The organism is Coleofasciculus sp. (assembly GCF_046565525.1).
Classification (GTDB): Bacteria; Cyanobacteriota; Cyanobacteriia; order Cyanobacteriales; family Coleofasciculaceae; genus Coleofasciculus.
This window is the reverse complement of record NZ_JBKHUP010000045.1, coordinates 26,581-46,928: the sequence shown is the minus strand read 5'-3', so window position 1 is coordinate 46,928 and position 20,348 is coordinate 26,581. Positions and strand designations below refer to the sequence as shown.

20 protein-coding genes and 2 pseudogenes are annotated in these 20,348 nt (G+C 44.7%); 17 read left to right on the top strand and 5 right to left on the bottom strand.

Annotated elements, in window-relative coordinates; genetic code table 11:
• Positions 1-6: 6 nt before the first annotated feature.
• Entirely contained in the window at positions 7-516 is a 510-nt protein-coding gene (gene apcB, locus ACLGGO_RS17360) for an allophycocyanin subunit beta (RefSeq protein WP_446420244.1), read from the top strand.
• 157 nt (positions 517-673) lie between these two features.
• Here the strand turns inward: apcB and ACLGGO_RS17355 are convergent, their stop codons facing one another.
• Positions 674-1,006, bottom strand: a complete 333-nt coding sequence (locus tag ACLGGO_RS17355) for an EamA family transporter (protein WP_446338867.1) — start codon at positions 1,004-1,006, stop codon at positions 674-676.
• A gap of 388 nt (positions 1,007-1,394) precedes the next feature.
• Here ACLGGO_RS17355 and ACLGGO_RS17350 point away from each other — a divergent pair, with 388 nt between their 5' ends.
• The 4 genes and pseudogenes from ACLGGO_RS17350 to ACLGGO_RS17335 all read left to right on the top strand — a co-directional run bounded on the left by ACLGGO_RS17350 (position 1,395) and on the right by ACLGGO_RS17335 (position 5,011).
• Positions 1,395-2,567: an OmpA family protein gene (locus tag ACLGGO_RS17350; protein WP_446420243.1), complete on the top strand. Its 1,173-nt coding sequence runs from the start codon at positions 1,395-1,397 to the stop codon at positions 2,565-2,567.
• Between the two features lie 18 nt (positions 2,568-2,585).
• A pseudogene (locus tag ACLGGO_RS17345) lies at positions 2,586-3,182 on the top strand (ABC transporter substrate-binding protein); the annotation flags it as partial.
• A 141-nt stretch (positions 3,183-3,323) separates the two neighbouring features.
• Positions 3,324-4,172, top strand: a complete 849-nt coding sequence (locus ACLGGO_RS17340; protein WP_446420242.1) for an ABC transporter permease — start codon at positions 3,324-3,326, stop codon at positions 4,170-4,172.
• Positions 4,173-4,201: 29 nt separating this feature from the next.
• A complete protein-coding gene (locus tag ACLGGO_RS17335; protein WP_446338863.1) occupies positions 4,202-5,011 on the top strand; it encodes an ABC transporter ATP-binding protein in 810 nt (269 codons plus the stop codon).
• A gap of 45 nt (positions 5,012-5,056) precedes the next feature.
• Here the strand turns inward: ACLGGO_RS17335 and ACLGGO_RS17330 are convergent, their stop codons facing one another.
• Entirely contained in the window at positions 5,057-5,449 is a 393-nt protein-coding gene (locus tag ACLGGO_RS17330) for a J domain-containing protein (RefSeq protein WP_446338862.1), read from the bottom strand.
• A 460-nt stretch (positions 5,450-5,909) separates the two neighbouring features.
• Between ACLGGO_RS17330 and ACLGGO_RS17325 the strand changes: the two genes are divergently transcribed.
• The 4 genes from ACLGGO_RS17325 (at position 5,910) to ACLGGO_RS17310 (ending at position 10,807) form a co-directional block, all read left to right on the top strand.
• Positions 5,910-7,076 carry a pyridoxal phosphate-dependent aminotransferase gene (locus tag ACLGGO_RS17325; RefSeq protein WP_446420241.1) on the top strand — a complete coding sequence of 389 codons (1,167 nt, stop codon included), beginning with the start codon at positions 5,910-5,912 and terminating at the stop codon, positions 7,074-7,076.
• 217 nt (positions 7,077-7,293) lie between these two features.
• Positions 7,294-7,782 (top strand): universal stress protein, encoded by a 489-nt coding sequence (locus ACLGGO_RS17320; RefSeq protein ID WP_446420240.1) that lies wholly within the window; start codon positions 7,294-7,296, stop codon positions 7,780-7,782.
• A 150-nt stretch (positions 7,783-7,932) separates the two neighbouring features.
• The gene (locus ACLGGO_RS17315; RefSeq protein ID WP_446420239.1) at positions 7,933-8,763 is read left to right on the top strand and encodes a hypothetical protein; all 831 of its coding nucleotides are present in this window, start codon (positions 7,933-7,935) and stop codon (positions 8,761-8,763) included.
• A 16-nt stretch (positions 8,764-8,779) separates the two neighbouring features.
• Positions 8,780-10,807, top strand: a complete 2,028-nt coding sequence (locus ACLGGO_RS17310; RefSeq protein WP_446420238.1) for a CHASE2 domain-containing protein — start codon at positions 8,780-8,782, stop codon at positions 10,805-10,807.
• Between the two features lie 232 nt (positions 10,808-11,039).
• Here ACLGGO_RS17310 and ACLGGO_RS17305 read toward each other — a convergent pair whose 3' ends face one another.
• Positions 11,040-11,456, bottom strand: a complete 417-nt coding sequence (locus ACLGGO_RS17305) for a Fur family transcriptional regulator (protein ID WP_446420253.1) — start codon at positions 11,454-11,456, stop codon at positions 11,040-11,042.
• A gap of 191 nt (positions 11,457-11,647) precedes the next feature.
• Here ACLGGO_RS17305 and ACLGGO_RS17300 point away from each other — a divergent pair, with 191 nt between their 5' ends.
• Positions 11,648-12,220 (top strand): redoxin family protein, encoded by a 573-nt coding sequence (locus ACLGGO_RS17300; protein ID WP_446420237.1) that lies wholly within the window; start codon positions 11,648-11,650, stop codon positions 12,218-12,220.
• A gap of 97 nt (positions 12,221-12,317) precedes the next feature.
• Here ACLGGO_RS17300 and ACLGGO_RS17295 read toward each other — a convergent pair whose 3' ends face one another.
• Positions 12,318-12,734: a hypothetical protein gene (locus ACLGGO_RS17295; protein WP_446360186.1), complete on the bottom strand. Its 417-nt coding sequence runs from the start codon at positions 12,732-12,734 to the stop codon at positions 12,318-12,320.
• A 208-nt stretch (positions 12,735-12,942) separates the two neighbouring features.
• Between ACLGGO_RS17295 and ACLGGO_RS17290 the strand changes: the two genes are divergently transcribed.
• The 6 genes from ACLGGO_RS17290 (at position 12,943) to ACLGGO_RS17265 (ending at position 17,727) form a co-directional block, all read left to right on the top strand.
• Positions 12,943-13,791, top strand: coding sequence for an alpha/beta fold hydrolase (locus ACLGGO_RS17290; protein WP_446338855.1), 849 nt, complete (start codon positions 12,943-12,945; stop codon positions 13,789-13,791).
• The gene (locus tag ACLGGO_RS17285; protein WP_446420236.1) at positions 13,788-14,111 is read left to right on the top strand and encodes a hypothetical protein; all 324 of its coding nucleotides are present in this window, start codon (positions 13,788-13,790) and stop codon (positions 14,109-14,111) included. The genes ACLGGO_RS17290 and ACLGGO_RS17285 overlap by 4 nt, the downstream gene beginning before the upstream one ends.
• A gap of 578 nt (positions 14,112-14,689) precedes the next feature.
• Positions 14,690-14,839, top strand: coding sequence for a hypothetical protein (locus ACLGGO_RS17280; protein ID WP_446420235.1), 150 nt, complete (start codon positions 14,690-14,692; stop codon positions 14,837-14,839).
• A gap of 274 nt (positions 14,840-15,113) precedes the next feature.
• Positions 15,114-15,620: a type IV pilin-like G/H family protein gene (locus ACLGGO_RS17275; protein ID WP_446420234.1), complete on the top strand. Its 507-nt coding sequence runs from the start codon at positions 15,114-15,116 to the stop codon at positions 15,618-15,620.
• A 33-nt stretch (positions 15,621-15,653) separates the two neighbouring features.
• Entirely contained in the window at positions 15,654-16,154 is a 501-nt protein-coding gene (locus ACLGGO_RS17270; RefSeq protein WP_446420233.1) for a hypothetical protein, read from the top strand.
• A gap of 73 nt (positions 16,155-16,227) precedes the next feature.
• Positions 16,228-17,727 carry a glycosyl hydrolase family 57 gene (locus ACLGGO_RS17265; RefSeq protein ID WP_446420232.1) on the top strand — a complete coding sequence of 500 codons (1,500 nt, stop codon included), beginning with the start codon at positions 16,228-16,230 and terminating at the stop codon, positions 17,725-17,727.
• 82 nt (positions 17,728-17,809) lie between these two features.
• Here the strand turns inward: ACLGGO_RS17265 and msrP are convergent, their stop codons facing one another.
• Positions 17,810-18,793 carry a protein-methionine-sulfoxide reductase catalytic subunit MsrP gene (msrP, locus tag ACLGGO_RS17260; protein WP_446420231.1) on the bottom strand — a complete coding sequence of 328 codons (984 nt, stop codon included), beginning with the start codon at positions 18,791-18,793 and terminating at the stop codon, positions 17,810-17,812.
• Positions 18,794-19,107: 314 nt separating this feature from the next.
• Between msrP and ACLGGO_RS17255 the strand changes: the two are divergent.
• Positions 19,108-20,308 (top strand): annotated as a pseudogene (locus ACLGGO_RS17255) (protein kinase domain-containing protein).
• Positions 20,309-20,348: the final 40 nt, after the last annotated feature.

The following is a 20,348-nucleotide window of genomic DNA, read 5'->3' as shown; positions in this document are numbered from 1 at the left end:
CGACTCATGCGGGATGCGATTACAAGCCTGATTAGAAATTACGACATCACTGGTCGTTACCTCGATCGCGATGCGATCGATTCACTCAAATCTTACTTTGACAGTGGTACAGCCCGAATCATGGCAGCCGCCGTGATTAATGGTAATTCAGCCTCAATTGTCAAGCAGGCAGGATCGCAACTTTTTGAAGATGTCCCGGAACTGATTCGTCCGGGTGGCAATGCTTACACGACTCGTCGCTATGCCGCTTGTTTGCGGGATATGGACTATTATCTGCGCTATGCCAGTTATGCACTGGTTGCTGGGAGTATGGATGTGCTTGACGAACGAGTACTGCAAGGTTTACGGGAAACCTACAATTCCTTGGGGGTTCCCATTGGTCCGACTGTTCGCGGTATCCAAATTATGAAAGATATCGTGAAAGAGCAAGTCGCCGCCGGGGGAGTTGCTAATACGGCATTTGTGGATCAGCCATTCGATTACATGACCCGTGAATTAAGCGAACGCAATATTTAACCTAACTCGCGGAATTCCCCACCCGCCTGTACGGTGGGGATCTATTCAATGTTCCTTCTGGATAGTCGCGAGTACTAAAACTGATGCAAAAACTCTGAAAATACTTAATGTGACCCTCTTTGGGTGCGTATTTTAATCGTTGTCCCAGATAAAGGATTCACTTCTGGGATAATATGTATATTCCCAGACCAATTAGTCCCAAGGCGATAACCTGTCTAATGCCAAAAGGTTCTCCCCAAATTAAGTGAGCCAAAAAAGCGACCGCTACATAGCTAATCGAAACGCTGGGAAAAGCTACAGAAACAGGAATTTCCCTAAGGGCAAAGATGTAAAAAAGGGAAGCACAGAAATAAGACGACAATCCCACAATAATGTAGGGCTCAAGAAAGAAAAGCTTATTGCCAATACCCTGAATAGCACCAGCTTTAAGGCTTAGCTGCCCACCGATACCGATCATAATCGAAATAACTAAAGCAAAATAAGCGTTCATGAAAAATTCTCCACTCCAGTAGAACTATCTTAATCTGAATGTCACAGAAATAAGCCTTTGTTGCTCAACAGATTTAGGATTAAGCCGCGTGACATCTATCTGAATTAACTTGAGCCATCTTGAGTGAGATCCTGACTTATTCCGAGTTAATCCGTGCTTTATTCCTGACTTTTTCCCATTGAATCTGCCAAAATTTAGAGAGAAACTTGCAGGTACCCACTAAAAATGAGAGCGTGAGTGAGAGTAGACCTACGGCATCTGGGTTGATTCATGGATGCGGTGACATCTGTAAAAACCATAACTTTACAGAAACCCGCGCAAAAATGTTACATAAAGTACAACAAATCAGCCGCTAGCGTAGTGAAATGGAATAGGTCGATTATAGGTTATGAGTAAACGCGATAATCCGCTAGTATTGATTTTAGCTTTAGCCGCTACCTTGGGTCTGATTGGAGGTGGTCTGTGGGTGTTGAATAAGGCGGCACCTGATCTAGTTCCTAATCTGTCAAGTCAGACTCAAACCAAAGCCGCCAAAGGTGAACTGAGGATTCTGGGAGATACATTCAGCGGCTATAGCACGTTTCGCAGTCAGCCGTTTCAAAAGGCATTAGAAGAGGTTGGGCTCAAACTGCGCTATCAAGATGAGTTTGATCAAGCCAAACGGGCTGAATTATTGAATCAGGGAAAAGCAGATTTATTAGTCACGACATTAGATCAGTTCCTGCAACAACAACCCGAAGGACAAATTATTGGCTTGATTGACCGCACGGTAGGCGCTGATGCCGTTGTGCTGAATACGAAGAAATATCCAAATCTTAAGTCACTCTTAGATCTTAAGCGATTAGTTGAGCAGGAGCGATCGCAAGGACGACAGTTAACCCTCACCTTTGCGGGGGATACCCCCAGTGAGTACCTGGCGCTGGTGTTGAGTACCAAGTTTGAGGCGTTTAAGCTGGCTGATTTTCAAGTCAAAAAAGTCGCTGATGCGTCTGAGGCGTGGCAACTTTTACAAGATCCCAATCAGAATGTGGCGGTGGCGGTGATTTGGGAACCCTATGTCACCCAAGCCAAAAAACAAGGGCATACTGTCGTTTTATCCAGTCAGGATGCACCCCAAGCCATTGTGGATGTGATTGTGGCATCCAATCGCTTGATTGAGTCTCAACCTGAGAAAATTTCAGAATTACTGGAAGCCTACTATCGCCGGATTGACGCTAATGTTCGCGAACCCTCCCAATTAAAAATGCAAATCGCAGAAGATGGGGAATTATCTTCTAGTGAAGCTAGTGCCGTTTTACAGGTAACCAATGAAATTCAAGAGTTTAATCCCCAAACTGTAGCCGTGCGAGTGATTGGTCATACCTCGAAAACAGGGGCAGCAACCCTGAACCAAACCTTAAGTCAACAACGCGCCCAAGTTGTTGTGAACTACCTACAAAATCGTGGTCTTAAGCATAACTTTGTCGCAGAAGGCAAAGGCTTTAATCAACCCCTGTCTGGAATTCCGCCGACAGATCCCCGTCAACAGCGTACAGAAATCCGCTTAGTTCGAGTTAACTAAGAAAGTTTTGAGTGTGTAGAAGCGGGTACAGTTGATCATTTTCTTTTACTCTTAGGATTAGAAAAAGCTGGATTATCTCCAGATGAGGTGGAAATCAAACCCTTAGAAACGGGGGCAGCCTCTGCCGCATTTGTCGCCGGACAGGTTGATGCTGTGGGTGTATTTGCACCGTTTACGACGAAGGCACTTGAACGTCCTGGAAGTAAAGAGTTGTTTAGTTCTAAGGACTTTCCCGGTGCGATTCCTGATCATCTAGTTGTGAGTCGGCAAATGCTTGAGGAACGCCCGGAAGCGGTGCAAGCTTTGGTAAATACTTGGTTTGATACGCTGGATTTCATGAATGAAAATTCGGACAAGTCTTTGCAAATTTTAGCCAAACGAGCAGGAGTTACGGTTGATGAATATAAGGAATATGATGCTGGAACGACTATTTTTAGTATCGAGGATAATTTAGCCGCGTTTGAACCGGGAGATGACATGACATCGCTGCCTTATGCGGCTCAAGAAATTAGTACATTTTTAGTAGAGAATGGTTTGATTGAACAAGCCCCTGATTTGGATAAACTCTTAGATGATCGCTTTGTAAAAGCCTATGCGGAAAAGCAGAAAACCTAAATCTATTCAGGGCTGATTCGCTCGCGTACACAATAGGGTTTGTCGTTATTCATTGTGAATGTTTATCCACAAGAACCAGTTGTGTATCGACCTAAGAAGATGATGTAGATAATCACAGCCAATAGTTTCTGGTAAACCCTAATGACTCGGACTCCTGAAAATTTGTGTACAAGAGAGGTAAAATCTTCTCCTCAAACACTGAAACCTACCCTATTTTGGCGCATTGCCGAAGATATTCCCAAATCCTTGACCTGGCCATTGATGGTGTTGTCTATCGGTATTCCGTTTGGGTTATGGTGGCTAATTTCTCATTCGGGGTGGGTTGAGCCTCTGTTTTTACCGACACCAGAGAATGTTTGGCAAGCGATTGTGTCACTTTGGATAAGTGGCGATTTGCCCCAGGATATTTTAGCAAGTGTATTTCGGGTTCTCTGTGGTTTTATTCTCGCCGCGTTGATTTCTATTCCCTTGGGAACTTTCATGGGAACCTTTGCCAGTATTCGGGCACTAATGGAACCGATTATTGGAATTGTGCGGTATATGCCTGCGCCAGCATTTATTCCTTTACTCATCTTATACTTTGGCCTCGGAGAAACCCCGAAGATTTTGCTTATTTTTATCGGAACGTTATTTTTCAATACACTGATGATCATGGATGCGGTTAAGTTTGTCCCCAAGGAGTTAATTGAAACATCTTATACGTTAGGGGGGAAACGCCTTCAAGTTTTACTGTATGTTATTTTTCCGTTTATTATGCCCAGTATTATCGATGCTTGTCGGGTCAATATTGCCGCCTCTTGGAATTTAGTGATTGTGGCAGAATTAGTGGCAGCAACTGAAGGCTTGGGACGCAGGATTAGTGTGGCGCAGCGGTTTCTGAGAACTGATCAAATTTTTGCTGGACTCATTGTTATTGGATTAATCGGTCTAAGCTTCGATTTACTATTTAGATTGTTGCTGCGAGTATCCTGTAAATGGACTATAGATTAAGGATTAAAATAACTAATAATCAACAACAAATGAAAAAGACAAAATTAACTGTTTCTCAACTTTATAAACAATTCTCAAGTCGTAAGGGCGTCACGGTTGCCCTTAAAGATATCAACATGCACATTGAATCGGGAGAATTTGTTAGTGTAGTTGGTGCATCGGGTTCTGGTAAATCGACGTTATTACGTCTAATTGCTGGGCTGGAACAAGCAACGGCTGGTGAAATCCGCGTGGATGGTGTGCGAGTGACTGGACCCGGTTCGGATCGAGGGATGGTGTTTCAAAGTTATACTCTCTACCCCTGGATGACGGTAGCTAATAATGTGGGATTTGGTTTAAGGTTACAGGGACTATCCGCAGCACAACGACGGCAGCACGTATCGTATTATTTAGAGGTTGTGGGATTATCAGAGTTTGCTAAAGCGTTGCCCAAAGAACTATCCGGCGGAATGAAACAACGAGTCGCGATCGCGCGGGCGTTAGCATGTCAACCGAAAGTCTTACTCCTGGATGAACCCTTTGGCGCGTTAGATGTGCAAACCCGCGAAGCCATGCAGCAATTCCTGCTGCAATTATGGCAACGAACGGGTACAACGATTTTGATGATTACTCATGATGTAGGGGAAGCGGTGTTTCTCTCCCAACGCATCTATGTGCTGACGACGCAACCGGGTACAATTCAAGGGGAACTGACGATTGATTTACCTCGCGATCGCGTAACTGATAATTCTGATGGATGTAGGCTGAAAATTAAGAGTTTGTCGGCGTTTCAAAACTACACCGATCAGATTATTGACTTACTCACAGATCAACCAGAAACTGCGCTTTTGCGGAGCTGATTGATCATTAATAGTTAGCTAAAAGACTTTCCACGTTTCCTAATTTTAATCTAACCAATCATCGATGGGATTGGTTTTAAAACAAATCGATGGTCTCCTTGTATTAACAGTTCGCGGATCATTTTTTTGTGGCTTCCGTTGGGTTGGTGATTTGGATAAACCCGGAGATGGTGAACGACGAGGTGGCGGTGGTGATGCTGAGTATTTTGGCTTACGACCCATTTTTCTACCATTAGCCGCCGATTGAGAACGCAAGCATTCATGGGCTTCATTCAGTTCTTGCAACTTGTACTGGGCTTTCTGTTGTAGGCGGGGATGACCCACAAAACGGTCAGGATGCCATACCCACGTCATATCTAGATACCCTTGGTGGACTTCCTCGGGTGAGGCATTGGGTTCTAAGTCCAGAACTCTGTAGTATCGTTCTACGTCTAACATATACACCATCCTCACGACTGACAGCACTATATTGATAAAAATAGTAATTCAAGTTCTCCAAGGTTGTGGCTGAAACCATGCAAAACAATACATCAGTTTAGGAAAGATATCGTTTGTCAGTTTTCGTTAACGTAAGTTTACAATTTTAAATCCTAGGGTTGACTAAATTGTTGAGAGTTGGAGCGTTTTTATAGCGATATATGTCATATCATATCAAGTTACCCGTTCTTAAGTTGAACGAACATCCCTAATCTAGAGACGTTTGAAAAATAGGTAATTAGACGGAGATAAAGTAGTATATTTCCAAGAGAGCGTGTTGAAAAAGGTGTCTGCACAGAGGAGGGGCAGGTTGAGATATCGCTATAATGCCTTGAACCTTTCGCCTAAAATCAAAACCTGCCCTTACCCTAGCTTCTCAGGTGCTTTTCAAACACCGTCTAGTTGTTCAAGTTGAGTAAAAATGCAGTTAGCAGCACGAGTTGGTCAAGTCTCTCCCTCTCTCACCCTCGCTATTTCCGCCAAAGCCAAAGCGATGAAAGTCGATGGCTTGGATGTGTGCAGTTTCAGCGCCGGGGAACCCGATTTTGATACCCCGGCTCATATTAAGGCGGCGGCGAAACAAGCTTTGGATGACGGGAAAACCAAATATGGACCCGCCGCTGGGGAACCGAAGTTACGCCAAGCAATAGCGAATAAACTGCGCCAAGATAATGGGTTAGAGTACCAGCCGGACAATATCATTGTCACCAATGGCGGTAAACATTCCCTATTTGGTTTAATGCAAGCGCTGGTTGAACCTGGGGATGAAGTGATTATTCCCGCCCCCTATTGGCTTTCCTATCCGGAAATGGTCAAATTGGCAGGGGGTACGCCGATTATTGTGCAAACGGATGCGTCAAGGGGTTATAAAATCACCACAGAGCAACTCCAGGCGACGATTACCCCGCAAACCAAGCTGTTTGTGCTTAATTCTCCCTCTAACCCCACCGGGATGGTGTATACCCCAGAAGAACTCAAAGCCCTCGCCCAAGTGATTGTAGAACGGGATATTTTAGTCGTCTCGGATGAAATTTATGAAAAGATTCTTTACGATGGCGCTCAACATTTGAGTATTGGTGCTATTGGATCAGATATCTTTGATCGCACAATTACCAGTAATGGGTTTGCCAAAGCCTACTCAATGACAGGTTGGCGTGTGGGGTATTTAGCGGGTGCTGTGGATTTAATTAAGGCAGTTACCACGATTCAAAGCCACAGTACCTCTAATGTTTGTACCTTTTCCCAGTATGGCGCGATCGCAGCCCTGGAAAATTCCCAAGATTGTGTAGAACAAATGCGCCTTGCTTTTGCTAAACGCCGACAAGTCATTTACGAACGCCTGAATAGCATTCCAGGAATTAGTTGCCCTAAACCCAATGGGGCGTTCTATGTATTTGCCGATATCAGCAAAACTGGACTTAAATCCCTGGAGTTTTGTAACACCCTTTTAGAAGCTGAGAAAGTGGCGACAGTTCCTGGTATTGCCTTTGGTGTCGATAACTGTATCCGTCTGTCCTATGCTACTGATATGCCAACTATTGAAAAGGGTATGGATCGATTGGAGAAATTTGTTCGCCGGTTGAGTTAATCGTCGGGGAAGAGGGGGAGATGAGAGAGGTAGGGAAGATGAGGGAGATGGGGTGTTCCACAGGTAACATGCTACGTCTGGAACACTCAGGGCGGGTTTAATATCCTTAAGGTGACAAAAAAAGATAATCTTCAACCCGCCTCTACACCCATTAAAACTCAAAACTCAAAACTCTTTCCCTGTTCCCTGTTCTCTGAAAAATTAGGAAGTAAAACTGATGACCTATAAAAGAATATTAGTAGCGCTTGACCATTCCTCTCAAACGGAGGGTGTCTTTAGCCAATCCTTAGATATAGCTAAACAGGACAATGCAGCGTTGATGATCTTTCATTGCTTACCTATAGAAAACCAAGGCGTGGGTTTTTATGGAGATATGTTTGGCAGAGAATTGATTGACTTCTCACGTCGTATGCAAGACAAATTGAAAAAGGAAAGTGATGAAACTCAGAAATGGCTAGCTGACTATTGTAAAAAGGCAACAGACCAAGGAGTGGCAACAGAATGGACGTGCAAAATGGGAGATGCAGGGAGTGCGATTCGAGACCTTGTAAACAGTTGGGACGCTGACTTAGTTGTCATTGGTCGTCGAGGTCGTCGGGGTTTAACTGAAGTGCTTTTAGGCAGTGTCAGCAATCATGTTCTCCATCATGTTTCCTGCTCAGTTTTAGTGGTGCAAGGTGTGGCAACTGGAGCGTCAGAGAAATAGTTTATCATTGGTCATTAGTCACTTGTAAGAGCTTGAGGAATATTGACAAAACCTAATTATAGTTGGGTTTATTTTCACTAACTTACTTAGGTATTCAATTAAACTTGATATCCTAGAGTTCGGACAAAACTTTAAAGTTAATCAGCATCTATGAACAATAAATTTAGACTGAGAAATTGGGTTAATTTCAAAAAACAGATTCTCAGTTTAACCCAGGGGGTAAAATTAGCTGGAGATCACGGTTATCAAACAAAGACGTTGATACCTTGGAGAACATTGAGGTGGCAAAATTTAGTCGGTTTTCTCAGTGGTTTGTTCATCGTCGTGGTATTGGGATTGCACAATGCGCCAGCATCCGCACAAAGAGTTAGTCAAGCCAAAATTGTAGAAATTTTAGGGGGAAATGAAGCTTATATCCAAAACCGACCCGTTAAAGTTAATGCGGTTGCAACTCTGGGACAAACGGTTAGTACGAAACAAACACGGGCGAATTTGCTCTTTAATAACAATGCGGGTGTAAGATTAGGAGAAAATTCGGCACTCACCGTGGGGAGTCGCTGTGTGCGGCTGCGAAGTGGTAGAAGTGTCGTGTCAGGAACGCAAGGATGTGTGGGTTCGATTACCGCCGTGACACGCGGAACTGTTTATTTGATGGAGTTAGATGAAAATGAACAAGCGCAAGTGAAGGTTTTACAGGGCGAAGTCGAATTGAGCGAACGGTATAATCTGTGGAACCCTAAGCCCGTTTTGTTGCGTCAAGGTCAAGGGATTAATATTAGTCCAGAGGGGGTGTTAGGGACGGTAATAGAATTGTCAAAAGCTGAAATTGAAGACATTGTTACCGGGGCTTTGTTTAAAGGGTTTGATATTGAAATTCCGGGGATTGATAAACTCGAAGAAGTTTTGAATGAGCAGTTTCCGCAGATTGAAATTCCGGATGTATTAAGAGACAATTTGCCTTCAATTCCTAATCCCTTTTAAACTTGGAGTCAGGGCGATGAATCACTGGTGGCAATGGCTGGACAAACAACGACGAAAACGCATCCGACGGCGGCGCCGGAATCAATCCCAACCGTTTTGGCGTCCAGAAGGAATTGGCTTGATGCTAATGGGATTTTGGACGGTTTTGGGTGCTTTTGTAACGGTTTGGCAGGGGACGCCTGTACAGCTAGCTGAACGGCAAAGCCAAAAGTGGTTCATTGAATTACGTGGACCTATTACACCTCCGGATGATATTGTAATCTTGGCGGTCGATGATCAATCGTTGACCGCATCGGGGCGCTACAGCAATCCGGTTGATCCGAATAAAGCTTTGGTTGTCGATTTGCTAGCGCCACCGTTTCCTTGGAAGCGAACGGCTTATGCTGAAGTGATTGAGCGTTTAATGGCGGCGGGTGCTAAGTCAGTGTCGTTAGATTTACTGTTTGATCTTCCCAGTGGGTATGGTACTGAGGATGATCAACAGTTTAAACAAGCATTAACCAAATATAGCGATCGCATCGTGCTAGCGGCTCTCTACGAAGATACCATCGATGCCCAAGGTTTTATTACTCATGAGTTGTATAAACCGTTACCCGAACTTTATCCGGATTCGGTGTCACTGGGTTTAGTCAACTTTTTACCCCCAGAGGTGGATGGGAATGTGTATCGGCTAGGGAGTGAATACAGCAAGCAAATTCTTCAGCCGTTGGGATTAGAACGGATTCCTTCATTTGCCCAAACTACGTTAAACGTGGCAAATGTCAGCTATCCACCCCCAAAAGGGAGCCAGGTTTTCTTTTACGGAACACCGACTCAAAATCGAGATATTTTTACCACAATTCCATTTTGGCAGGTGCTGGCATCTGATATATGGGACGTGCATTTACGAGAGGAAACCTTTAAAGACAAAATTGTCTTGATTGGCACAACAGCCGATGAGCAAAATATCGGTGATTTTGTTCCCACACCTATCCAGTTAAACATGCCAGGGGTTGAGCTTCATGCTAACGCGATCGCAACCTTAATGCAAGGACGCTCAATTGCTGTCGCCATCCCCAATCCGAGGCTAGAGGGATTGTTTGTTTTTGTCCTGGCTGGGGGAACCGCTCTACTATTGTATAAACTACCCCTGCGTACTGCGGCAAGCTTGTTTTGGGGATTGGGGATGGCAGGGGTTTGGCTAGGATTAGCATTTTTTGGCTATAGCAGCGCCAGATTGATTTTCCCTGTTGCTGTGCCTGCGATCGCGATTACTCTAAATAGTTTCTCGTACTTTACCACACTCTTTATTAGTGACCAAATTCAAAAACGCCGCTTCCGCAGTACATTAGAGCGTTATGTCGCCGCACCCGTTGTGCAGGAAATTCTCAAGCAGCACGATGATTATCAGGAATTGCTCAAAGGACGCAAATTAAAAGCCGCTATTTTATTCTCCGATATTCGCGGTTTTACCACCCTCTCCTCCCAAATCTCACCGGTACGATTAGTGCGACAACTTAATCGGTATCTCAATGACATGGTTGAGGTCATTTTAGATGCTGGGGGTACGGTGGATAAGTTTATTGGAGATGCGGTAATGGCAGAATTTGGTTGTCCGGTATCGGAGGGGGAAAAAACCGATGCGATGAATGCGATTCGTGCAGCATTAGGAATGCGAAAAGCCTTGCATCAGTTGCGTGAGGAATGGCGTCAGGAAGAACGAATCCCGTTATTTAATGGGATTGGGATTAATTATGGGGAATTGATTGCCGGGGATATTGGTTCTCAGCGTCGTCGAGAATATGCGGTGATTGGTGATGCGGTGAATGTGGCGAGTCGGGTGGAGGGTTTGACGAAAAAATTTGGCACAGATATTTTAATTACCGATTCTCTTTATCAGGTTGTTAAAGATGAGGTTGAGGTGATCCCAGTGGGGGAAGAAGAGGTGCGAGGGCGGGCGGGGACAGTGAAATTATATAGTTTAATTGGGTGGAAGGGAGAGTCGCCGCAATTGTATCAGCAGGTGCAGAGGGATTTACAGGAGTTTTTGCAGGAAAAAGAGTGAATGAGGAAGCACCACAGAGGCACAGAGGATACGGCGGATTTGGTGGTTGTGTTAGTTATTAAGGAAGCGTCTGATACCGTTTTTGAGGATGGGGACATTGCCTAGGGGCGGGTTTTATGACGATCGTTTCTAACCTAACCCAGATACCACTAAACCCGCCCCGGTCAAATTGTGAAATTGAACCAGAGAACTCCTCTATCTGGCTGACGAATGACGAATGACGAATGACGAATTATTGACAACGATCACAAACCCCATACACCGTCACCTCATAGCTTTCACCTTGCATACTAGAAGGTAGGCGATTCAAGTCAAGGGGCTCAAATGTATCCCAAGGAATATCCTGAATCGTACCGCAACAGCGACAACGAAAATGATGGTGCCGAGCGACATTTGCATCGTAACGACAGATGCCCTCTTCTAATAAAACTTCCCGCACCAGTCCCACTTCCCGGAGTGCTTGTAGTGCACTATATACAGTGGCTTGGGAGGACGTCGGTCCATGGCGATTGAGATCACTGAGGATTTGATCTGCCGTCGGGTGATCATAACGAGTCAGCAGATTGGCATAGACAGAAAATCGCTGGGGGGTAACCCGCAACCCCTTAGATTTCAATAGTTTAACGAGGTCTTCTGCTTGCTTCTGCATGGCATTAACCGTTTTCATAAGCAGTTCCTTAATTATAACACTCTTTTGTAGGAGTTATACTTGTCTGGCAGTTAAGCCAACAAGTAAGTATTTATAACTATTGACGTATTCTTAAATAAGAATTATTCTGATTTACAGTTAGATATAGCTAAAGCAAACAAAAATCTAGTCGTCTGTAAAACGAGGTAAATATGGGAGTTATCGAGCGTGTACCCGACGTTGTTTTCAAGACTCGCGTGCGTGATGAGTCTGTAGGTGGTCCGAATCCCTATCGTTGGCAAGATCGGACAACGCAGGAAATCTTTGGTGGCAAAAAAGTTGTTGTGTTTTCGTTACCGGGTGCATTTACACCCACCTGTTCGTCCAACCACCTACCCCGCTATGAGGAACTCTATGACGAGTTCAAAGCACAGGGTATTGATAAAATCATTTGCCTGTCGGTGAATGATGCCTTTGCCATGTTCCAGTGGGGTAAACAGCAAGGCGCTAAGAATGTGTTATTGCTACCGGATGGCAATGGTGACTTTACCCGCAAGATGGGAATGCTAGTCGATAAGTCGAATCTCGGTTTCGGGATGCGTTCTTGGCGCTATTCGATGCTGGTGAACGACGGCAAGATTGAAAAATTCTTTGCAGAACCTGGTATCGTTGACAACTGCCCAGATGATCCCTTTGAAGTCTCCGATGCCGATACGATGCTCGCATACCTGAAGGGAAATGAATCCGCAGGTGTATCTGAGCCGCGTATGGCATTTGTTGGCTAATTTGAACCACCATGGGGGCACGAGATGTCGTGCCCCTACGGTTTGTGTCCGATGGTGTTGGGTTTCCAGCCGTTTTTCCACCTGACACCCGATTTGATTAGTTGAATAACTCAAAGACTTGTCGGCAGAAGAGTTTAAGCTTGTCATTCACCTCTGGCGCGGGCTGATAATTACCGACACATTGCCAATTTTCAACTGTCGAAAGTCGCCAAGCTTCTCCTTGATGATTAAATCCTGCGGCATCTAAACCGATCAATCGATGAGACTTGTCTAAGGGATCTTGATAAAACCGAATTTGTAGTAAAATACTGCGGCTTTGTAATTTTCTACTCCATCCAGGAAAGTGAAAACCGATATCTATTGAGTCGGGATCAACCAGATTGCGAGTATCTGGGTCATTTTGCCAAGGGTTCAAGTCCGCCTTGGCATCAGGGAACTGTGACTTAAATAAGTTGACAATCGCGGCAATTTTGGTCGTTACCTCTAAACCAGTGGCTTGTTCAGCGGCATTCATTACTAAACCTCCTAGGGTTAACGTTTATTTACCAGGTTGCTTAATTATTTATTACAATTAGCGAGTCAAGTTGGCTATCTGTTTAGCAGACCGGGGATATGTTGTGATTCGTTGACAATTTCCGGAGATGGGAAATTAGGGGTAAAACTTGCTCAAAGGTCTACAGGGCGGTAAGCTCAAAGCACGGTCAAGGTGTAGGAAAAAAAGCGTGTCCATTCAGGAAAATTCAATTCAGGTCGGGTCGCTACAGTGGTTTTATCGGGAAGCAACCCCGGTTAATCCCAGTACAAAACCCCCTCTACTGCTGCTTCATGGTTTGCCATCCCAGAGTTACTCATGGTCAGCGCTGATGCCCGATTTAGCCGAAAAAGGATTCCGTGCGATCGCGCCAGACTGGATTGGTGCTGGTTTATCAGCTAAACCCGATCGTCGAGAGTTTGCCTATACGCCAGATGCTTTTATTAAAGCCCTAGCCGAATTTATCCAACATCTGCAAATCGAGCGATTTTACCTGGTTGTCCAAGGGTTTCTCGGTTCAGTGGGACTGCAATACGCCTTACGTTACCCCGATCAGGTTGAACGCTTAGCCATTCTCAACACCCCTGTCTCATCGGCGACTCAATTACCTTGGAAGATCAAGCAATTGGGGTTACCCTTTATTGGTGATATGTTGACCCAAGACCCCTTGTTGGTCGATCGCACCTTAGAAGGGGGTAGCCGCTATCGAGTGTCAGATAAAGATTTAGATGTATATCGCCGTCCCTTTCTCACCAGTTCTGACGCAGGGCGTAGTCTGCTGATGACGGTTAAGAACCTGCAACTTAAACCGTCCATGGCAGAAATTGAAGCTGGGTTTCGCAACTGGAATCAACCCACCTTAATTTTATGGGGAATCCAAGATCCCTGGCTTCCCTTTGTCCAAGTCCAAGAATTTGCCAAAATGCTCAAGAATGTGGAACTGGTACAGCTAGAAGAAGCGGGACATTATCCCCAAGACCATTGGTCTGAGAAAATTAGTAACAACCTGCTGCTATTTCTGCGCCGCCAACCTGTTTGAATACACTTTTTGTGCGATCGCGTCTCCAGAGAATGGCTGATCTACAGTCGCGATGGCGGCGCTACAATGAGAATGGCTTCACCCCCGGAAAAACAATGGCTTTAGAACCTTGTCAGGTTTGTGGTTCCCTAACCAGCACCAATGATGAAATCTGCATGATTTGCGGGTATCCGGCGAAAGGACGTCCTCAGACAATTTGGTTCAAGTGGATTGCGCTGATTCTATCACTGGCTATTGGTTTACCTTTGATTATCGCTACATTTCAAAATATAGTCAGTTCAGAGACGCCGATTCAATCGTTACCCTCTCAAAGTGAGTAGATACGCGCCACGAACCCAGAACCCCTATTTCTTGAAGAAGTCGGGGTTCTAAACATCTACTACGGGAGCATCCCGTTTTTGCATAAAGAGCAAACCCCACCCTAACCCTCCCCTTATTAAGGGGAGGGAATAAGAACGATTTCCCCCCTTAACAAGGGGGGACTAAGGGGGGTGAAACGTGTAAATTGACAAATTTGGAATGCTTCCTCTACTACTCCATGAGAAGCCGATGAGTTCTCAAAGTTTTCAGTCATAAACTCCGATAACTACCCCTTTGAATGAGGATGTTGAGTCAAATCAGTCATCCTCTAGGTACTAATGCACATCTGTGAATATCTCTACACAAAAGCACTACTCTCTCTATTCTCCCATTACAACAAAAATATAGACAGGATGTATTTGGCTGTTGATTCGCCTAACGCGATCGCCAAATAGTCCATCACAGAGCAGGAGAATAGGATGCATTATCCCAACTGTACTACTAAATCCCCAGGGGTTGATACCCAGGATGTCAACAGATAAATGACATTATTCCTTGCTTACACAGATGAACCAGACGGTAGTCTGGATGAAGGACAATGAATGAACCTCATTATTATATTGGTTTACTACTGATTTTGCTGGTATTCGGTTTTGAATTCCTGGTTCAGCCAACAGATATGAACACCGGACAACGAGTGCGATCGCGTGCGTCGCGTCAGGAAGATAGTTTGTTAGTTAGTCGTTGATATAGAATCGGATGAATAAGCGTTACTACCAGAGTTTAGGATTAAGTAGTATGTGTGGGACTTCTGCTATGGACGGGTTTGAACCTAACTTTCGGTATTGAATACCAATCCGTCGCGATTCCGATCAACTCCCAACAGAATCTAAGGCTAAAGCCTTTACTACAAACTCCCCAAAAATGAAGTCGAGGAGAAGTCGATAAGTTCTAAAACTTCTCCGTCAATATCTCAAAGCGTTACCTGATTTAATCAAGATGTAGAGTTCAAGAATAATCTCATGGCTAGGAAAACCGCAACAGACGCAACTGGCTTAGGATGCTTTCTAGTATTGATGTTGCTTATAGGAGGGTTTATTTACATACTTGTACCTTTGTTCTTCAATCAAGTTAATTACACTAAAAAAGTAGAAGGTAAAACTTATGTGGGTGCTATGAACCGCGCCCAGCAAGCTTACCATTTAACTGAACAAAGGTTTAGCGATAACATTCCTGATCTAGGTTTAGGTATTCAGACTGAGACAGAAAGCTACACCTACTCAAATCAGGTAACTGGTAAGGCTGTATTTAACTATGGAATATCTCGTCATGACCAAGTTCCGAGTTATGTCGGTGGTGTTTTTGTCGTTCCCGCAACTAACGTTAATTCTGATGCAGCATCAGATGACATGACTACAGTTGCTATTCTCTGTGAAGCTGATACACCAGGTTCAATCAAACCCACAGCACCCACCTATCAAAATGGTGAACTGGCTTGCGGTGAGGGGACAACCGATTTATCCAGATAGGAATAGATTTAACAATCCTCAACCTTGTCAGTTATGGTTATTTTAGAAAAAACACCAACTCAACTGAAACTCCAACACCGCCCCTATTTGATTTGGCAACTATCAGGCTGCTTGGTGTTTGGTATTCCTTTGCTGTTCATCCTCCTCAGTTTAGTATCTACCTGGATCATTTATCTATGGTGGTTACCTTTATTCTTAGTTTTGAATACAGTCTTTGGTCTTGTTTTGCTAGTTTTTGCAGGCAGGGTTTTCACTTATCACTTTGATAAAGATACAAACAGTCTATTCATCAAACGGCGGGGATTATTTAAAACGCAAGTTACCTTGTATCCCCTTAGCGATATTTTCCAGATACAGGTGAAATCCACAAGCTGGAATCAGGATAAGATGGCGCACTATAAAATCGCGCTCATTTTGAAATCGGGGAAGCACTTGTCTATCCCATCGGGAGAAACATCACTACAGCAAAAGCTGGAGACAGTCAACCTCATTCGCCAATTCCTCGGTATACCACCGCAAAAATTAGCAGATTGATCTCTGTTGTGCTTTCTGCCTTCTTAAAACCTTCGTGTATGCTAGCAATAGCACAATCATCGAGGAAAGGATCATGAGTGCAGTAACCTCAAGCCCGAATCAACCCGCTTTAGCAGAATTACAATCAGGATTACCCACTATTTGTGGGTGGGAAGAAAACATTCGGGCAGTGGTGCAACAAGACGAACCTGTATTTTTGCCCACAACTAATCTGCGCCTCGAGGATATCACTTCAGGATTCGCTTGCGCCTTACACATGCACCAACCCACGATTCCGGCGGGTGCGAATGGTGAATTGATTAGCAATCTCCAATACATGTTTGAACATCCCCAGGAAGGGGATAACCATAATGCCGAACCCTTCGCTGGGTGCTACCGTCGTATGGGTGATTTTATTCCTCAACTGGTTGCTGAGGGGTGCAATCCTCGGATTATGCTGGACTATTCGGGTAATTTGTTGTGGGGATTCCAGCAAATGGGGCGGGAGGATATCCTGAATAATCTTAAGCGGATTACCTGCGATCGCGACTATCAGCCTTATGTGGAATGGCTAGGAACTATGTGGAGTCATGCCGTTGTTCCTTCTACCCCGATTCCAGATATTAAACTGCATATTCAGGCATGGCAACATTATTTTGCGGCTATTTTTGGCTACGATGCACTAAAGCGGGTGAAAGGCTTCTCTCCACCAGAGATGCATTTACCCAATCACCCCGATAGTTTGTATGAATACATCAAAGCCCTGAAAGACTGTGGCTATCGCTGGTTGATGGTGCAGGAACATTCTCTGGAAAATTTGGATGGTTCGGGATTGTCACAGGATCAGAAATATGTCCCCAATCGTTTAGTCGCTCGCAATTCCCAGGGAGAAACAATTTGGATCACAATTTTGGTTAAAACGCAAGGCTCAGATACCAAATTAGTGGCACAAATGCAGCCCTATTTTGAGGCAAAGGGGCGGGGTAAGCAGTCAATTGGCAGTCATTCTATTCCCTCCTTAGTCACGCAAATTGCCGATGGGGAAAATGGGGGAGTGATGATGAACGAATATCCCCGTGATTTGTTTCGCATTTACCATGAAATACGTGACCAAGGGGGCGGAAAAACCGGTGTAGTGCCGATGAATGGGACGGAGTATTTAGAGTTACTTGAAGCAGGGGGTGTTAATCCAGAGGACTATCCTCCTTGTCAAGCCGTTGGTCAGCACAAAATTTGGCAACGAGTCGATTTGGATAACATTACACCTGACGCGGTAGCAAATGCGATTGAAGAATTGACAGCCACGGATCATCAATTCCATGTCGATGGGGCATCATGGACAAATGATTTAAGTTGGGTTAAAGGCTATGAAAATGTATTAGAACCCATGAATAAACTTAGTGCGGCGTTTCATCTGAAGTATGACCCCTTAGTGCAGCAAGATCCCTCAGTGACTAAGCGGAGTGATTATCAGCAAGCGTTATTGTACACGTTGTTACTAGAGACCAGTTGTTTTCGCTATTGGGGACAAGGAATGTGGACGGATTATGCCCGTGAACTCTACCAACGTGGTGAAGCGGTTATTCGGGATTAGTCATTTCCCTCGGCTCCCTCGTTCCCTCGTTCCCAGGCTCTGCCTGGGAATGCTCATCTTGAAGCGCCAGGGACGGCTAATTTTAAGCATACAACTGTGCCACATATTCCCCATACCCGTTATAGGGAAGCGTTTCCCGTCTTTCCCAGGAAAAATTAGGTCCTGCACCAACAAACTTTTCCGTCGCTTGGGACCAGCGAGGGTGTGGCACATCCGGCTCTACATTTGCCTCAAACTCGTACTCGTAGGGAATTAACGTATTCCAAAATGTCGCCGGTTGAGTCTCAACAAATTCAATCTTGACAATAGACTTAGCCCCCTTAAACCCATACTTCCACGGCACAACCTCTCGAATCGGCGCCCCATGCTGTTTCGGCAGAAAATGACCATAAATCCCCACGGCAAAAAATGCCAAATCATTCGCCATTTCCTCTACCGTTAATCCTTCCGTGTAGGGCCATGGTAGTTTACCACTAAATGACCACGCCGGACTGATTCTAATTTGAGGATTGTCGTAGGAGGTAAATCTGACAAATTTCGCTTTAGACGTGGGTTCAACCTCTGCCATTAATAATCGCATCGGAAATCCCAGCCATGGCAATGCCATTGACCAAGCTTCTACACAACGGAAGCGATAGATGCGTTCTTCTAAGGGGAATTTTTTACGTAAATCGTCTAAATCGTAGGTGCGGGGGTTTTTCACCAATCCTGTGACTTCAACCGTCCACTCATCTGTGGGTAAAGCTTGCGCCGCTTGCCATATCGATTTGCCACTGCCAAATTCATAGAAGTTATTATATTGTCCCGCCAGTAACTCATTGGTGATGGGACGCTCAACCCTGGCAAATGCAGGATTGGTGTTAAGAGGTTTTACCGTCGGTTGATTTAGGGTAGCGGCTAGGGCTTGATTGGTTTCTGAATCGGCGGCGGCTTGACATCCCAGGATGGGGAGAATACTCGCACCGACTAGGGTTTTAAGAAAGCGACGCCGATTGAAGTAAACGGCTTCGGGGGTGATTTGGTTTTCGGGAATTTCCCAGGATTGGGGAACGCGGATAAGGGTCATTGGGAAACAATGTTGACGGCGCTGCGGCGTGATTTAAATAACGCCTGTATGAAAATATTAACCTGTTTATCATCCAATCTTATTATCCAATCTTATTATGGTGGTAAAGAAAAGACAATGGCGGCAATTGAGCGTTATAAAACTTCACAGTGATGCGTCATCATGAATATTATAGACGAATTTTGCCGATTCGGATAGTTCACCTGATTGAGCCGTGATAACAACAGAGGTGATAATCAGTTACGAGAGATAATCTACAGAGCCATAGGATTGTTAGCCAGGGATGTGACGGATAAATCAGGAAGGAGTCAATTATGTTAAGTGCAGGACAAGTTTTACGCGATCGCTATCAGCTACAACAAAAATTGGGACAGAATGCGGGGCGACAAACTTGGTTGGCTACGGATACGCAAGCCTCACCACCAACAGATGTTGTGGTTAAATTGCTGGCGTTTAATCCTCAGATGCAGTGGGAGTCAGTTTGCTGAGGATTTGCTCAAGATTTTAATCAATCTACACGAATTGAGTCCACCTGTTCTCCACCGCGATATTAAGCCAAGTAATCTGATTTTAGGCAAAAATAACCAAATCTATCTAGTAGACTTTGGTGCTGTGCAAGACAAAGCCAAAGCTGAAGGGGCTACGTTTACAGTGGTAGGAACCAGTGGTTATGCACCACCAGAACAATTATGGGGAAAGGCTGTACCTGCATCGGATTTATATGCCTTGGGTGCAACGCTGATTCATTTATTAACAGGGATTCCGCCGGCGGAATTGCCCCAGCAGCGAATGCGGATTAAGTTTCAAGATAAAGTTCAGATTAATCCGAATTTTGCCCACTGGATTAACCAGTTAATTCAACCCGCACCGGAAAAACGGTTGAGTACGGCACGTCAAGCGTTGTCTTCGTTGCAATCCGGTTTTATTGATCACCCAAGTAAATTCTCTGTTCAAGAATCAATTAGCCGTTTATCTGACACCGATAGTGGGTATGGTTGTGGTTGTTTAGCCTTGCTCGGACTAATTGGCTTGGGGGGACTAATTTCTCTATTCCTTTCAAATGCGGCTCATCAAGCTAAGCAGTCAGAAACTAAACAATATGTTGGTGCAATGAATCGCGCCCAGCAAGCCTACGTTCTCGAAAAAAATGCCTTTATCGAAAATGCATTTATCGAAAGGACACAAGCGATCGCACTCAACTTAACGGATGCTGGTGAGTATACCCAAGCCCTGACAGTGACTCGTAGTATCCCCCATGACTCGATTCGCAGTAATACCATCCAAGCGATCGCACCTTATTTAACCACGGTGACTGAGTATGAGCAAGGGATTCAGGTGGCTAAAACGATCACCGACTACGAACAAAAAGCTAAAGCCTTGGATGCGATGGTGCGTCGGTTAGTGGCTAGAGGTGAGCATAAACGAGCGGTTCAGATTACTGAAACTATTCAATTATACTATGGCGGTAAAGACAAAGCAATGGCGGCAATTGAGCGTTATAAACCTTCACCGTGATGCGTCAAAAATCATGAATCTGATTCATCTTCTATGGAGT

Coding starts and splice junctions, on each gene's coding strand:
- apcB (WP_446420244.1), top strand. CDS start 7: ATGCGGGATGCGATTACAAGCCTGATTAGAAATTACGACATCACTGGT.
- ACLGGO_RS17355 (WP_446338867.1), bottom strand. CDS start 1,006: ATGAACGCTTATTTTGCTTTAGTTATTTCGATTATGATCGGTATCGGT.
- ACLGGO_RS17350 (WP_446420243.1), top strand. CDS start 1,395: ATGAGTAAACGCGATAATCCGCTAGTATTGATTTTAGCTTTAGCCGCT.
- ACLGGO_RS17340 (WP_446420242.1), top strand. CDS start 3,324: ATGACTCGGACTCCTGAAAATTTGTGTACAAGAGAGGTAAAATCTTCT.
- ACLGGO_RS17335 (WP_446338863.1), top strand. CDS start 4,202: ATGAAAAAGACAAAATTAACTGTTTCTCAACTTTATAAACAATTCTCA.
- ACLGGO_RS17330 (WP_446338862.1), bottom strand. CDS start 5,449: ATGTTAGACGTAGAACGATACTACAGAGTTCTGGACTTAGAACCCAAT.
- ACLGGO_RS17325 (WP_446420241.1), top strand. CDS start 5,910: ATGCAGTTAGCAGCACGAGTTGGTCAAGTCTCTCCCTCTCTCACCCTC.
- ACLGGO_RS17320 (WP_446420240.1), top strand. CDS start 7,294: ATGACCTATAAAAGAATATTAGTAGCGCTTGACCATTCCTCTCAAACG.
- ACLGGO_RS17315 (WP_446420239.1), top strand. CDS start 7,933: ATGAACAATAAATTTAGACTGAGAAATTGGGTTAATTTCAAAAAACAG.
- ACLGGO_RS17310 (WP_446420238.1), top strand. CDS start 8,780: ATGAATCACTGGTGGCAATGGCTGGACAAACAACGACGAAAACGCATC.
- ACLGGO_RS17305 (WP_446420253.1), bottom strand. CDS start 11,456: ATGCAGAAGCAAGCAGAAGACCTCGTTAAACTATTGAAATCTAAGGGG.
- ACLGGO_RS17300 (WP_446420237.1), top strand. CDS start 11,648: ATGGGAGTTATCGAGCGTGTACCCGACGTTGTTTTCAAGACTCGCGTG.
- ACLGGO_RS17295 (WP_446360186.1), bottom strand. CDS start 12,734: ATGAATGCCGCTGAACAAGCCACTGGTTTAGAGGTAACGACCAAAATT.
- ACLGGO_RS17280 (WP_446420235.1), top strand. CDS start 14,690: ATGAATGAACCTCATTATTATATTGGTTTACTACTGATTTTGCTGGTA.
- ACLGGO_RS17275 (WP_446420234.1), top strand. CDS start 15,114: ATGGCTAGGAAAACCGCAACAGACGCAACTGGCTTAGGATGCTTTCTA.
- ACLGGO_RS17270 (WP_446420233.1), top strand. CDS start 15,654: ATGGTTATTTTAGAAAAAACACCAACTCAACTGAAACTCCAACACCGC.
- ACLGGO_RS17265 (WP_446420232.1), top strand. CDS start 16,228: ATGAGTGCAGTAACCTCAAGCCCGAATCAACCCGCTTTAGCAGAATTA.
- msrP (WP_446420231.1), bottom strand. CDS start 18,793: ATGACCCTTATCCGCGTTCCCCAATCCTGGGAAATTCCCGAAAACCAA.